At 58.4% G+C, this 13480-nt stretch carries 14 protein-coding genes; 5 read left to right on the plus strand and 9 right to left on the minus strand.

Features of this window, described 5'->3' with window-relative positions:
* Window positions 1–36 precede the first annotated feature (36 nt).
* Together IEN85_RS20125 and IEN85_RS20130 are read right to left on the minus strand one after the other, a co-directional pair.
* Window positions 37–477: a DUF5069 domain-containing protein gene (locus IEN85_RS20125; protein ID WP_191618900.1), complete on the minus strand. Its 441-nt coding sequence runs from the start codon at window positions 475–477 to the stop codon at window positions 37–39.
* Between the two features lie 23 nt (window positions 478–500).
* A complete protein-coding gene (locus IEN85_RS20130) occupies window positions 501–2003 on the minus strand; it encodes an aminotransferase class I/II-fold pyridoxal phosphate-dependent enzyme (protein WP_191618901.1) in 1503 nt (500 codons plus the stop codon).
* 118 nt (window positions 2004–2121) lie between these two features.
* Here IEN85_RS20130 and IEN85_RS20135 point away from each other — a divergent pair, with 118 nt between their 5' ends.
* The gene (locus IEN85_RS20135) at window positions 2122–2877 is read left to right on the plus strand and encodes an exodeoxyribonuclease III (protein ID WP_191618902.1); all 756 of its coding nucleotides are present in this window, start codon (window positions 2122–2124) and stop codon (window positions 2875–2877) included.
* 8 nt (window positions 2878–2885) lie between these two features.
* Here the strand turns inward: IEN85_RS20135 and IEN85_RS20140 are convergent, their stop codons facing one another.
* Window positions 2886–3197: a hypothetical protein gene (locus IEN85_RS20140; RefSeq protein WP_191618903.1), complete on the minus strand. Its 312-nt coding sequence runs from the start codon at window positions 3195–3197 to the stop codon at window positions 2886–2888.
* 185 nt (window positions 3198–3382) lie between these two features.
* Between IEN85_RS20140 and IEN85_RS20145 the strand changes: the two genes are divergently transcribed.
* Entirely contained in the window at window positions 3383–4048 is a 666-nt protein-coding gene (locus IEN85_RS20145) for a helix-turn-helix transcriptional regulator (protein WP_191618904.1), read from the plus strand.
* A gap of 10 nt (window positions 4049–4058) precedes the next feature.
* Here the strand turns inward: IEN85_RS20145 and IEN85_RS20150 are convergent, their stop codons facing one another.
* Window positions 4059–4580, minus strand: a complete 522-nt coding sequence (locus IEN85_RS20150) for a chemotaxis protein CheX (RefSeq protein WP_191618905.1) — start codon at window positions 4578–4580, stop codon at window positions 4059–4061.
* Between the two features lie 213 nt (window positions 4581–4793).
* Window positions 4794–6134 (minus strand): magnesium transporter, encoded by a 1341-nt coding sequence (gene mgtE, locus IEN85_RS20155; protein ID WP_191618906.1) that lies wholly within the window; start codon window positions 6132–6134, stop codon window positions 4794–4796.
* A 127-nt stretch (window positions 6135–6261) separates the two neighbouring features.
* Between mgtE and IEN85_RS20160 the strand changes: the two genes are divergently transcribed.
* Window positions 6262–7233 carry a YheT family hydrolase gene (locus tag IEN85_RS20160; protein ID WP_191618907.1) on the plus strand — a complete coding sequence of 324 codons (972 nt, stop codon included), beginning with the start codon at window positions 6262–6264 and terminating at the stop codon, window positions 7231–7233.
* A 60-nt stretch (window positions 7234–7293) separates the two neighbouring features.
* On the opposite strand, the gene IEN85_RS20165 is transcribed toward IEN85_RS20160, so the two are convergent.
* From IEN85_RS20165 to IEN85_RS20175, 3 genes are all read right to left on the minus strand, one after another.
* Entirely contained in the window at window positions 7294–8028 is a 735-nt protein-coding gene (locus IEN85_RS20165; RefSeq protein ID WP_224772749.1) for an SOS response-associated peptidase, read from the minus strand.
* 86 nt (window positions 8029–8114) lie between these two features.
* Complete coding sequence (sthA, locus tag IEN85_RS20170; protein WP_191618909.1) at window positions 8115–9569, minus strand: Si-specific NAD(P)(+) transhydrogenase; 1455 nt, start codon at window positions 9567–9569, stop codon at window positions 8115–8117.
* Window positions 9566–10426 carry an HDOD domain-containing protein gene (locus tag IEN85_RS20175; RefSeq protein WP_191618910.1) on the minus strand — a complete coding sequence of 287 codons (861 nt, stop codon included), beginning with the start codon at window positions 10424–10426 and terminating at the stop codon, window positions 9566–9568. The genes sthA and IEN85_RS20175 overlap by 4 nt, the downstream gene beginning before the upstream one ends.
* 299 nt (window positions 10427–10725) lie before the next feature.
* On the opposite strand from IEN85_RS20175, the gene IEN85_RS20180 reads away from it, so the two are divergent.
* Window positions 10726–11247, plus strand: coding sequence for a chemotaxis protein CheX (locus IEN85_RS20180; RefSeq protein ID WP_191618911.1), 522 nt, complete (start codon window positions 10726–10728; stop codon window positions 11245–11247).
* Between the two features lie 119 nt (window positions 11248–11366).
* Window positions 11367–12359, plus strand: a complete 993-nt coding sequence (locus tag IEN85_RS20185) for a hypothetical protein (protein ID WP_191618912.1) — start codon at window positions 11367–11369, stop codon at window positions 12357–12359.
* Between the two features lie 100 nt (window positions 12360–12459).
* On the opposite strand, the gene IEN85_RS20190 is transcribed toward IEN85_RS20185, so the two are convergent.
* A complete protein-coding gene (locus tag IEN85_RS20190; RefSeq protein WP_191618913.1) occupies window positions 12460–13425 on the minus strand; it encodes a chemotaxis protein CheV in 966 nt (321 codons plus the stop codon).
* Window positions 13426–13480: the final 55 nt, after the last annotated feature.

Consider the following 13480-nt stretch of genomic DNA (forward strand, 5'->3'; position numbering starts at 1 on the left):
AGTTGGTTGGAGAGTCGCTCCCGTTTGTTGTGTATGCTAGGGGATCCTCTCCTCGTCAAACTCGATCATGTCGGCGAAGGTCATGAGGTCTTCGCGGTCCTCGATTCCCATTTTCTTTTTCGCGGCGTCGAGGGCTTCGCGGCCCATGGGGCTGAGTCCTTTTTGCACGACTTCACGGTTCCATTTGGCGACTTTGAGGTCCTCGGGAAGGATTGCTGCAAGGCGGCGTTCGATTTCCTCGTCGTCGGCGCTCTCGCGGACAATGTTTTCCACATCGTCAGGATCGATGCCGAGGTGGAGGCAAAGAAAGCGGTCGAAGCCTTTCTTGTAGTTGCGTTGGTAGGACTTCCCGAGTTCGCCTTTGACGGCCTTCTTGGCCTTGGCGATGAAGCGAGGAAGGTGCAGCAGGCCGCACGGGTGAGGGATGTAGGGAGATGGGAGGTCGTAGTGGACGACGCCGGTATCTGGTCGTGACATGCGATTTTCGATGGGTGGAAGGCTTACGAATCTAGCCCCTGTTTGAGGGCGGAAATAATTTCTGAAACGGGCTCGTCTCCGACCGCGAGTCGCATGAGCTCTGGAGTGATGCCTGCTTTCTCGAGTGTTTTTAGACCCTCTTCCGTGTTGACCAAGGAGTAGTGGGCGAGAAAGATGTACGGGCAGAGCAAGGTGGACTTCATGCCGAAGCTGGGCCCTTTGGGAAGTGGAGTCGCGTCGTAGAACGCGCCGAAGTCGGCTTTCACTTCGAAGGAGATGAGCCCGCCGATGGCGTCCGGGTGGCGCGCGATTTTTTGGAAGTTCGAGCGCGAACGTTTCTCCTTAGCCCAGTGAACGGCTTTGACTTTCGGATGTGATTTGAGAAACGCGACTACTTCGGCCGTGTTTTGGTTTACTGTTCCGACGAGCTCCGCATAGGCGGGCAGTTGATAGGCGATGCGGGCGAGGTCGCGCGCGTAGGGGGGCTCGACGTCATTTTTTATGAAGTCGAGGATGGCGTCTTTGTCGGGGCACTGGTCGGTGACCGCGACGGCCCCCAGCATGACGTCGCCTTCGTTGCCGGCGTACTTGGTGAGGCTGTTGATTATGATGTCGGAGTAAGGCTCCACATTGACGTTCGCGGGAGAGGCAACCGTGGGATCGACCAGGAGGTAGACTCCGTGTTGGGTCGCCAATTTGCGGATACGCTCCAAATCCATGGTTTGAATCAGGGGATTGGTGGGCGCTTCCGTAACGATGCCGGCGATGCGGTCTCCTCGCTCGAGAAGCGCTTGCTCGAGCTGGTCGAGGTCGAAAATATCGAGTAGCTCAACATTCGCTGCATCGTGTCCGCTAAGCTTGTCGAGGATGTGCATGGTATCGGTGTAGAGCCAGCCGATCTTGATCCAAGAGGAGCGGCCTCTAGGGGACTGGATGGAGCGCACCGCTTCGAAGGCAGCGAAGAACGCGTTCATGCCGGTATTGGAAAGAACGATGGAGCTTGTTTCGGTGCCCAGAAGCGGGGAGAGCGTTTCTAGGATCGCGGCAGCAGCATCTTCCCCGGCGAACAAGGGCTCTGGTTCCGCCGCGTCTCGTAGGCCTTCGGCGACTAGGTAGTCCTCGGCTTGGCGCCCAGAGAGGAAGCCGCCGACGTGCTGCAGGTAGCTTTTCGCCTTCTGGTCGAGATCGGCGTCGGTAGGTATTCGCAAGCCGGATACGCCTCTATGTTTGACAAGCTTGCTAGGGGCCGGGGCTAGGTGGTTCTGCAGGCGCTTGGCCATGCTTTCCGAGGAGGTGAGCCAGATGGAATGCTCGGGTGTATCGAAGAGCCGTTTCCAGTGGGCCTCGATTTCGCGCAGGCAAGTGTGCAAAACGAAGCGAGGGTAGCCCGCCTTGAGCTTCTGGATGGTCGCAGGGCGTTTTTCCTCGTAGCCGATCACGTCAGCCATGGTGGGAATGCTCACTGACACGGCGTGCAGGGAGTCGGGAATGGCTTGCCCCAAAGGGATGTGTTGTCCGGCGCTCATTGGATAGGTAGGCTGGCACTTTAGGGGGAGGCCTTTGCTTGTCCAGCGCTAGATGCCGTCGCCGGTTTTCTCTTTCTTTCGGTTTGAAGCGAGTCGGTTCGGGGGTATGACCAAGCGAATGAAGTTCGTTTCTTGGAATGTGAATGGTATCCGCGCCGCGGTAAAGAAGGGCGCGATGGATTTTTTTGAGGCAAGCGGGGCTGACTTTATCTGCCTGCAGGAAACGAAGGCGACGGCCGATATCGTGAAGGATTTCGACTGGGGAAGCGGCGTGACGGTGCTGGCGAACGAAGCGGAGAAGAAGGGGTACTCCGGCACGGCGATCATCGCTCGCGAGGAACCTGAGTCAGTTTTCTATGGGATGGGGTTGGAGCAGCACGATGGCGAAGGTCGCGTGGTGACGGCCGAGTATCCGGACTTTTATTTGGTGACGGTCTACACCCCGAACGCCCAAAACGAGCTGAAGCGTCTCGACTATCGCATGGAGTGGGACCGCGACTTCCTTGCGTACGTGAAAAATCTAGAAGCGAACAAGCCGGTGATTTTCTGCGGAGACCTAAACGTAGCCCATACGGAGGACGACCTGGCGAATCCCAAGACGAATCGCAAGAACGCAGGATTCAGCGACGAGGAACGGGCCGGGTTCGACAACATCGTAGCTGCCGGATTTGTGGACACCTTCCGTGAGTTCACTCAGGGGAAGGGGCACTATTCATGGTGGAGCTACCGGGCAGGAGCTCGGGCTCGGAACGTGGGGTGGCGCATCGACTACTTCTTGATTTCGCAGGCGCTTCGCCCGCAACTGAAAGCGGCCCGGATCCTGCCGGATGTCATGGGCTCGGACCATTGCCCGGTGGAGATGACGTTGGCCTAGCCGCGGCGCTAAGCGTCCTTGCCATTTTCCTCTTCCACGTCGGTGGAAGGGAATCCATTGTAATGCGATTTCGGGTAAACGCTTGATCTGCGGGAACGCGGCTTCAGCAGGTTTCCGAGGATGCCTCCTAAGGCGAGGCCCACCGCGAGGCCGAAGGCTCCGCCGATGGCTGGATTTTGGGCGAAGCCAGTTGCCCCGATAGCGGCGAAGGAGGCGCCCAGTACTAGGCCGAGATTCGCTCCCATGGGTGTTTGGGCCCGGCGGCGGCTCGGGCGAACTCTTACGCGATCCGAGGCTCTGACTATCAGTAGGTCGTCCATGCTATCTTACAGTGAAAACGGCGTTTACCGTTTTTTTACTATAGCGCTTGGCATGCGTTTGTCGATAGGGCGGACGATTATCGCTGGCTCAGGGAAACTAGTTGGAGGAAAGGGCTTATCCGCGTCTGCTCCCGGCAGTCAGCTTTGGGCTCGATCTTTAAGAAAGAATAAGCTTGGTTAATGGCATGCCTTTGAAGAATGGGAGTTACAAAGGGGCCACTTGGGCGACCCGCCGCGCCTTGCTAGACATGCTCAAGCTGCAGGGCGAACTCACCAGCTTGCAGATGGCGGAGGCTCTGGGAGTCTCGCCGATGGCGATTCGCCAGCACATGCAGGAGCTTGAGGCGGCCGGCGACGTAAATTCGATCGATCGGGCTAGAGGAAAGGGGCGCCCCAGCAAGTTTTGGTCGCTCGCTCCGGCAGCGGCTCGTCACTTTCCGGACCGGCACCGGGACTTGATGCTGGACCTGCTGAGCAATGTGCAAAACGTATTGGGTGACGATGCGATGGATCGCTTGCTTGATGAGCGGGGCGACGAGCAAGCTCGCAACTACGGTCGGCAGGTCGCCGACTGCGAGTCGCTGAGCGCGCGGGTGCAGGCCTTGGCTCGTTTGCGGAGCGAGGAAGGCTACATGGCGGAGGCGAGCGAGCAGGATGGCGTCTTTACGCTGGTGGAAAACCACTGCCCCATTTGCGCGGCGGCCAGCGCTTGCAAGGGCTTGTGCGATCGGGAGCTTTCGGTGTTCGAGAGGGTGCTGGGGCCGGGTTGCACGGTTGAGCGCGTGGAGCACCTGCTGTCGGGGGCGAGGCGTTGCGCTTACCAGATTCGTCCGAAAAACGGACAGGATTAACCGTGCGCGTTCAGGTGCGGTTGCGCAGGAGCAGGTCGGCGTAGATGTTCAGCCCGTTGACCTCGAAGGTGAAGCGGTACTGTTCGGCAGTGCCGGCAGTGCTGATGGCCATGCGCTTGCCTTGCACGACGGTTGGGAGGGTCAAGGTGGAAGGGAGTCCGAGGTCGGCCAGCTTGTTCTTGAAGGTGCCAGCGAACATGTTGGTCAGCTCGCCGCAGACGTCGCGCACGACATCGTCGTCGAGGTCCTCGCGGTCCAGCCCGGTGATCTTCGCTCCGGCTCCGTAGGCGAAATTCTCCGTCATGAAGAGGTAGCAGACGCCGTTGATTTCGCCTGCGAACCCGACGGAGGACGCGAACATTCTCTTCGAGTCGTCCCTCGCGGGGTCGATTTTCGGGCTGAAAGCTTGTTTGCCGGAATACGATTCATGGCCGAGGCAGCTGCACTCCATGCTGGCCATGGTACCGATCACCTTGATCAGTGATGAACTTAGGAATTCGTGGATTTTTCCGACGGGTACAGAAACGGACATTTTTGTGGGATTCTTGATGCGGGCGGCTCGTTGCTCCTACTGGGTGTTTGGGTGTGGTCTTGGAGTTTACCAGGAGCTAAGCGTGTGAGGAGTGTGCGTTACGGCGAAGTGTCGCCTTTCGGTTAATCGGAACAATTCGCTGTAACTGAGCCATTTGCGAGTCTGATTAGCGGGAAATTTACTGGGTCGCTCAGCGAGGCGGAATTCGCCGCTTTACAGGGCGAGAAATTTTAGGGCAATGCTCGCGAGGCTAAGGAAGAGGAAGAAGCCCATCACGTCCGTCACGGTGGTGACCATGATGGAGGATGCGAGCGCGGGATCGACTTTCACGGCTCTTAGGCCGATGGGAACCATAACGCCCGCAAGGGCGGCGGCAAGCAGGTTGAGCTGCATCGCGAGGCAGACGACGCCTCCGAGTACCCAGCTCCCCATCCAAAGCCAAGAGATGAGGCCCACGGTCGCCCCGATGACCACGCCGGACACTGAGCCGATTAGGATTTCTTTGATGAGAACGCGTCGCCATTCGTTGTCCTCGATTTCGCCGAGGGCAAGGGAGCGGACGACGATAGTGAGGGTTTGGGCTCCGGCGTTCCCTCCCATGCCGCCGACGATGGGCAGGAATGCGGCGAGCATGGCGTACTTGACGAGGGTATCCTCGAACATGGAAACCACCCAAGCGGCCAGAAAGGCGGTTCCGAGGTTCACCAGCAGCCAGGGAATGCGGTTTTTGGCGGAGCGGCTCCAGTGGGTGGTGACCATTTCCTCGCCGCTCAAACCGACCATGCGCTGCATGTCTTCGGTGGCTTCTTCTTGGATTACGTCGATGACGTCGTCCGAGGTCACGAGCCCGACCAATTTGCCGAAGTCGTCGACGACGGGGAGGGCGAGGTAGTTGTACTTCTGGAAAATGTTGGCGATCTCCTCCTGGTCGGCGTTGACGCTGATGGATCGCACGTCGGTGATCATAACTGAAGAGACCTTCAGCCGCAGGTCGCGGAAAAGGAGGTCGCGCAAACGAAGCACGCCTTGCAGACGCCCGTTTTCGTCTACGGCGTACACGTAGAGGGCATTATCTTGATCTTCCTCCTCACCGCGGCGAATGGCTTCGCGGGCTTCGGAAAGGGCCATGGAGGTGAGCACGGTGTGCACCTCCTTTCTCATGATACCGCCAGCGGTATCCTCGGGGTATTCCAGCAAGGTGGTGATCTCCTCGACGTCCGCGTCGGGAAGCTGGTCCATGATGGATTTCAGTCGCTCGGGAGAGACTTGTCCGAGTGCGTCGGCCGCGTCGTCGGAATACATCTCCGGGATGATCTCTGACACGCGATCGAGCCTCATATTTTCCATGAGGTCGGTTTGTATCTCCTGTGGCAGTTCGGTCAGGATCTCCGCGACGTACTCGTCGCTGAATTCGCGCAGGACGCTACGAATTTCGCTCAGCTCGCGGTCTTCGATCGCCTCTGCGATATCGCTCGGGTGCATTTCCTTCAACCGGCTGATGTCGCGGTCGAAGGCGCTGCTAACAGGCTGAGTCTGTTCGTCCCGTTCCTCCATGGCTGCTTGTTAAGACAAATAGTAGGGCGGTCAGCAAGTACGCTATAGCGTGGCGGCGCAAAAAAGCGGTGACGTGGGGCGTTGTAGCCTTGAGTGGCGGGCCCAGTGGGATTGTATCCGAAATCGCATGCCATTGCTTGATTGCCGTCCCTACCGTTGCCCCGTCCTGCTGAGAGGCGAGCACATGGAAACCATCGTGCCAAACCTGAGTCGCCGCCGGTTTTCGGTTCCTTATCGCCGGGAACGCGTGGAGTTGGCGGATGGCGATTTCGTCGACTTAGATACTGCGATTTACGAGGGTAAGGAAAGTTTCGATACATGCCTATTGGCCTTGCACGGCTTGGAGGGATCTTCCACGGCGCCGTACGTGAAGAGCTTGGCGAAAGCATTGCGGCGGAGGGAATGGGATTTTGTGGCGATGAACATGAGGGGCTGCAGCCACGAGCTGAATCGGGCTTTGCGTTTTTATCACAGTGGCGAGACGGGAGATTTGCGTGAGGTCCTGCTGTTTTTGGCGACGCGGTATCGGCGCATCTTTCTCTTTGGCTTCAGCTTGGGAGGGAACGTGGTCCTCAAGTATATGGGGGAGAACCTAGGGGCTGTTAGCTCCGCGGTGGCAGGGGCGGTCGCGGTATCGGCTCCGGTGGAGCTTCAGGGGTCTGCTTTGCAAATTGGCGGACCTGGGAACCGTTTTTACATGAAGCGGTTTATCCGCTTGCTAAGTCAGAAAGTGGAAGCGAAGGCTCAGGTGTATCCAGAAGAATTGGACGCGACGGGCGTACGTGAATTGAAGAGCTTTCAAGAATTTGACGGGCGCTACACGGCTCCTCTCAACGGCTTCGCCAGCGCCCAAGATTACTGGCGGAAGTGCAGCGCCTTGAACTGGCTGCAAGACATTGCGGTTCCTTCATTGTTGATCAATGCACGCAATGACCCGTTTTTGTCGGATGCCTGCTTCCCGAAGGAAATCGCTCGGACAAGCCCAGCTTTGTATTCGGTATTTCCCGACAGGGGCGGGCATCTCGGCTTTCCGGGGAAGCGAAGGCTAGGCTGCGCCTGGCATGAGGAGGTGGCTCTGGAATTTTTGGCAGGACTTTAGCGATGGGCCACGGAAGATTGGATCTGGCGATCTGGTGCTCCGCTTTCGGGCGGAAGCCGGTCAAATATCCAAGTCGAGCTGTGGAATGGGTTTTTCCTCGGGCGCTTCGAGGCATTTGGGACCCTCGCTGCGATTGTTGTTCACGGCTGGATTTGCTGGTCGGCAGCTCATGAGAGCGGCGTCGATAGGGGCGAAGAGCTCGTGGCGCTCGGTGGCTCCCAGCTGGGTGACGCTGGGCTCCAGCCATGTTTTTAGGCTTTCTCCGGAAAGGATCACGGGCATGCGCTCGTGGTACTTGGCCATGAGCGAATTGGCGTGGGTGGTGAGAATGGTGTAGCTGTCGAAGCGTTGGTTGTGGTCGCCTTGCCAGGTTTCCCAAATGCCGGCCATGAGAAAGACCGAATCGTCGGCCATGCTGAAAAAGTAGGGCTGGTTGAGGCCTTTGGTCTTTTTCCATTCGTAGAACCCGTCGGCCGGCACTAGGCAGCGGCGCCTTTGGAAGGCTGCCCGGAAAGAGGGCTTTTCGGCTACCGTCTCGGATCTGGCATTGATCATGGGAGCCTGCGTTTGCGGGGTTTTGGACCAGCTGGGCACGAGACCCCAGCGCAGGTAAGCTGCCTGCAAGCGATCGGGATTGTCGAAGGACTGGCGCAGCACCAAGTTGTTCTGAGTGGGGGCGATGTTGTAGCGCGGACCGATGCTGCTGACTGACTCCGGAGCAGCCTCGAGCAGGTAGTCGCCCAACTTTTCGGCAACATTGCTCAAACCTTTTCTCAGAGTGTAACGACCGCACATGTTCGGAAAACAGAGTGCAGCTTACGCAAGTCGTTTACAATGCGTAATTAGCCAATATCTGTAAAAAATGTCGACGCTCCGTGGCCTTAGTTGAGTTCCGCTTCGTCGATCAGCTTTTGGATGCGTGGCTGGTGGCGTTTGCTGTGGCGCTTGCTGCGTTTGGCCGCGATATCGAGGGCGGCGATGCGGTAGGCCTCGCCGAGGGTGGGGAAGTTGAGGATGTTCTCCAGGAAGATATCGATGTCGTTGCCGTTGAGGATTGCCATCTCGCCAACATGCACGAGATCGGTGGCTCCCTCGGCGACGATGTGCACGCCGAGCAGTTTCTTGCCCTGCGGATCGGCGATCATCTTGAGCATGCCGTCTTGGATGCCGGCGATCTGGCCGCGGGCGACTTCTTCGAAGTTGGCTCTGCCGATAATGATGTGGTCGCCGTATTTTTCCCGGGCCTGCTCTTCGGAAAGTCCGACCGAGGAAAGCTCCGGAACGGAATAGATGCCGATAGGCACGAGTTCGATGGCGTGGTGGGAGTCTTTGCCGAGGATGTGGTGCACGGCGCGACGTCCTTGCTCCATGGATACGGAGGCGAGAGACGGAGGGCCGATCACGTCACCCACCGCATAAATGTTGGGTACGGACGTTTGGTAGTTTTCGTCGACGGAGATAACGTTGTTGCGGCCTTGGGCGAGCTGAATGGCGCCCAGGTTGAGCGGTTCGACGTTAGCGAGTCTGCCTTGCGCTACGAGCATCTTGTCGCTGAGGAGCTCTTGTCCGTTGTCCAGAACGGTGCGCACTTGCATGCCGTTCCACTCGACGCTCGTGGCTTTGACGTTGCCGATGTAGTTGCCTCCGTTGCGGGTAAAGTTGTCGAGGAACTTGGCGGTGAGCTCGGGCTCCATGAACATCAGAGGCCGCGGGGTGCGATCGATCATGGTGACTTCGACGCCGAGTAGTGAAAAAATGGATGCGTACTCGGAGGCGATGACCCCGGCGCCGATCACGGTGAGCGACCGGGGAAGGTAGATCATGCTGAGTATGGAATCGCTATCGAGGATATGTTCGTGGTCGACTGGTATTTCGGGAGGCGTACGAGGGCGGGACCCGGAGGCGATGACGATGTTTTCTCCGCGAAGCACAGTCTTAGTCCCCTTCACGGAGGTGACAAGCACGGTATGGGAGTCCACGAAACTGGCGCGGCCGAGGAAGACTTTTCCGCCGGTGGAGCCGATGTGGCTGGAGATGAAGGAGGTGTAGGATTGCAGGACGGAGTCCAGGCGCTTCATCAAGGTCGAAACTTCCATGTCGTCCTTGAGCTTGAAGTCGAAGACGTCGGCGTTTCGCTTGAGCGTCGTGATGGTGAGGGCGGCTTCTCTCAGGGTCTTGCTGGGAATGGTACCGAGGTGCACGCAGGTTCCGCCCACGGCTCGCTCCCGCTCGACGATGGCGACTTTCAGGCCGGACTTTGTGGCTTGGTCGGCGGCTTTTTGGCCGCCGGGGCCGGAGCCGATGACGATGAGGTCGAAGGTTTCGTCAGGGGTCATAGTTCCATGGCGGACACCACCGCTTTGACATCTTCTTTTTTAGTGAGGAGTTCCTGGAAGTCGTCTTGGTAGAAGTTGAGGTATTCGACGACGGGGTCCCGTCCGAGTTCGATGATATTGGTGCCGACCGGATTCACGATCCAATTGGCGAACCGTTGGGAGAGGTAGGTAGCGGCGCACTCGTCTTTGAAGGTGGGCGCGGCGGCGTAGTTGTTGTAGTAGACGGTGGTGATTTGGAGCTGCTTGGGCAACTTCCAGTCGATGGCGACCTTGGTGGCGACCTTGGGGCTGAGCCCGGCGACGATTTGCTTGAGCTCCTGGTCTTCGAGCGTGATCCCGAGCCGGTCTTGAACTTTCGCTACCAGTTGCAGGGCGATGGGGCGACCGACGGAGTGGAGCAATCCGCAGAGGAATTGGCCCTCGACGTTGCGGCGCCGTTTGCGGGCGATTTCCCTTCCGTAGGCTCCGGCTGCGAGAGCGTGGCGCAGGAGACTTCTGATCTGTTTCTCGAAGCCTGGGGCCTTGAAGATGTCGCTTTGGATAGAGACGGCGATCGCGATTTCTCCGAGCAGTTTCATGCCGAGCCGGGTGACGGCTTGCTGGAGGGATACGATGGGCTCGCCGCTGGCGTAGCCCGCGGAGTTGGCGATGCGGAGGGTTTGGGACGCGATAGACTGGTCGCTATGGATGAGCTTGGAGAGCTCTGCCATATCCGCGTTTGGGTCGTTGGTGAGGGCTAGAATCTTGCTGGCTACCGCCGGCATTACGGGGAGTTCGAGCTTTCCGGACTTGATTCCTTGCACGATGGCGCTGGCCACTGTCTGCACGGGGGAAGTTGTGTCTGGCTGGTTCGGCATTTGCGGAGCTGCTGCTGCGTTTGGTGAAAGCGGTTGGGGATTTAGTGAATAGACCTCCCTTTCTTTTCGGCGCAACCAAGGGGCTTATTAAGTAAAATCCTCTTTTCCCCTCCATGAAGCGCACGATTGGGAGCTGGGGTGAATGTTCTAGTTTGTCGGGTGTTTATCTGCCGCTTGAGTGCTTTTACGCAGCATGTTCGGTGAAAATGTTCAGAACTTTCTACAGAGGCCGATTAGAGCTTACTCGCCCTCAACCGCCTCAATCCAACGAGCAAAGCACCCCATCAATGAATCAAATCATGCCTACTCAGAACATACCGACCGAGCGTTTGGACAATTTAGCGAGGGAGGCGGTCGTGACCGTTTTCGATTCGATGGTTGGCGAGACCGTGACTTGGAAAGACAGCTCCTGCTTGATCGAAAACGCGGCAGGCGACCTGCTGACCAAGCTGCCGATCGCGGAAGGTCTCTACGCGATCGTAGTGAGTTGGGTGGGGGACGCGAATGGCAAGGTCATGCTGGTGCTCCCCAAAGCAGCGGCTGAGCGCTTCGCCCTGAAGCTCTTCGACCTGCCCAGCCTAGACTGGCTGGAAGGGGACAGCGAGGAAGCCTTGCAAGACACTTTGGGCGAGTTGGGAAACATGATGGTGGGGCTCGTCAAAGGCGGGCTCACCAAGTGGTACCCGAACCTGGCGTTGACCACCCCCAAGGTGCTGAAGAACCGTCGCATGAAGGTGGATACCGCAGCCATGAGCTTCCGTCGCCAATATACCTTCGAGGGCTTTGGAAGCGAGCTGATGATCGACTTTTGCTGCGAGTGAGCTGCATCCGCGCTCTCGGTTGAGCGGAACTAGGGCTCCAGCGTCGGCGGAAGCTCTAGCGCCCGAAAGGAAATCGGATTTGACGATGGGCGAAATTCGGCACACCTATTTCGTGATCGATGCGGATTTTTACAAATGAAGTGGCCACGGTGAATGCCTTGGAACGGGCGGACAGCCGGATTGACGCCTTTGCCTGGCAGGACCCCTTGGCTTTCGGCCGCTTGGTTGCCGGCAACGATTTGGAAGCTTTTGCCAATGCCCGCTCGTTCGCCTACGCTGGGGCTCACTGGGACGAAGACAACGTGGTTGAGGAGGACTTCAAGCTTCGCAACATGGAGCTGACCTCCGCTTTCGAGTCCGGTGAAGACGTGTGCCTGCTCTTTGGCGGCAGCCTGACTGACCAGCTGCAGCTTTCCCAAATCCTCGGCTGGTTGAGCGAGCGTCCGATTCCCGAGCAAGCCAAGGCCAAGCTCATGCAGGTCGACGGTCCGCTCTCCGTTTTTGGCGACGGCGCCTTGCTTGAAATAGCGAAGGTTGCCGAAACCATCCCCGCGGGAATCCACGCGATCTACGCGATCGCTTGGGACGCTGTTTCCGGCGCCGATCCGTTCGCGGTCGAAGCGGCGATGGAGCGGGCGGCCAGCGAAGGGCTTGCCTCCTTGGCGGCGGGACTTGCCCGCTGGCTGCAGGAGCTGCCGAGCCAGGAAAACGGGCTCTCCATCACGCAGCTTCAAACCTTAGACGCGGTGCGTCTGGGGATCAGGTCTCCGCGCGATTTGTTCGCTGCGGTGCAAGCGACCGAGGCGACTCCGTTTCGCATCAACTGGGAATTTTGGGCGGTGGTCGACGGACTTTGTTCGGGCAGCGATCCGCTCTTGAGGACGGCATCGGGCGACCCCTTTTTGTGTCCTCCCCGAGATCTCGCCTTCGAAGCCTTTGACGCTCAAAATCTAGAACTGACGGAGCGCGGCGAAGCCCTTCTTGCTGGTCGGGGCAATTACTTGGGCAGCTCCTTCCCCGAGCGTTGGCTGGGCGGCTTCAAGATCGACGCGGAATCGGGCGTCTTTTGGGACTACGCGTCCCGCAAAATCGTGGGCGCAGCTCGCGTTTGAGCGTCTGGCTGACCGCTCTTGCGAGGCGGACTGGGGGGAGACGGGCGCTCCAGCTAAGCCGAAATCCACTTTGTCTCCACCTGTAGGCCGAGCGGCCGCGTCAGGAATTGCGAACGGCCTCCAGGCAGAGCGAGTCGATCAGGTCGACGATTTGTCTCACGTCGGGCTTGGCAAGTTGAGCGTCTGCTCCCACGGAGACGCACTTGAGGGCCATCTCCTTGTTGATCAGCGAGGAGTAGACGATAACCTTGGGAGGATTCGCGGAGCAGGCTTCCGTCTTGACGCGTCGGCAAAGGGTGAGCCCGTCCATTTTGGGCATTTCGATATCGGTGAGAACCAAGTCGTAGGGACCGAGCCCGTCGAAATCCTTCTCGCGGATCCGCTTTTGCAGGAAGTTGTAGGCGTCCTCGCCATTTTCGAAGGCGTCGACTTGCACGTAGCCGGAGCTGTGCAGGATGTCCTCGGTGATGCCCCGCACCATCTTGGAGTCTTCGGCGTAGAGGATGCGAACCGCTTCGCGTTCGGGCCGGCATTCTACGGACTCGAGCACGCCGAGGTTTCCATGTGACGAAGGGAAGAGGGCGAGCATGAGGCGCTCGAGATCCAAGATGACGATGATGTTCTCGTCGAAAGTGACGGTCCCTGTCGAGTAGCCGCCCGCGCCCTCGCTGGTGACGTTTTCGTTGAGCGGCTCGAAGTTTTCCCAGGAAGTGCGGTGGATCTTGGAGATGCCGTCGATAAGGAAGGCGGTGGTTTGCTTGTTGAAGGTGGTTACGAGGATGAGCTGGCGCTCGAGATCTATGGACTCGGGATCGAAGGGGATGCCCAGCGACATCTTGAGGTCCATAAGCATGATGGGCTGCTCCTGGATATGGATCATACCGACCGCGCCGTAGGGGGCTTGAGCGACCCCAGTGACCGATACGCTGGAGCGTGCGAGAACTCTCTGCACCTTGGAAACGTTGATGCCGTAGCTGACCGAACCGAGGTAAAACTCGATGAATTCGACCTCGTTGGTGCCAGATTCGAGGAGTATCGAATCGCGTGAGCTGTTGAGAGTTGCCATTTAAGAGAGCCTTTGGGGAGGTTTTGAGGTCGTGTAAGGTGGGGCGAGTTGGGAA

Origin of the sequence: Pelagicoccus enzymogenes, assembly GCF_014803405.1 — a bacterium.
Lineage (GTDB): Bacteria > Verrucomicrobiota > Verrucomicrobiia > Opitutales > Opitutaceae > Pelagicoccus > Pelagicoccus enzymogenes.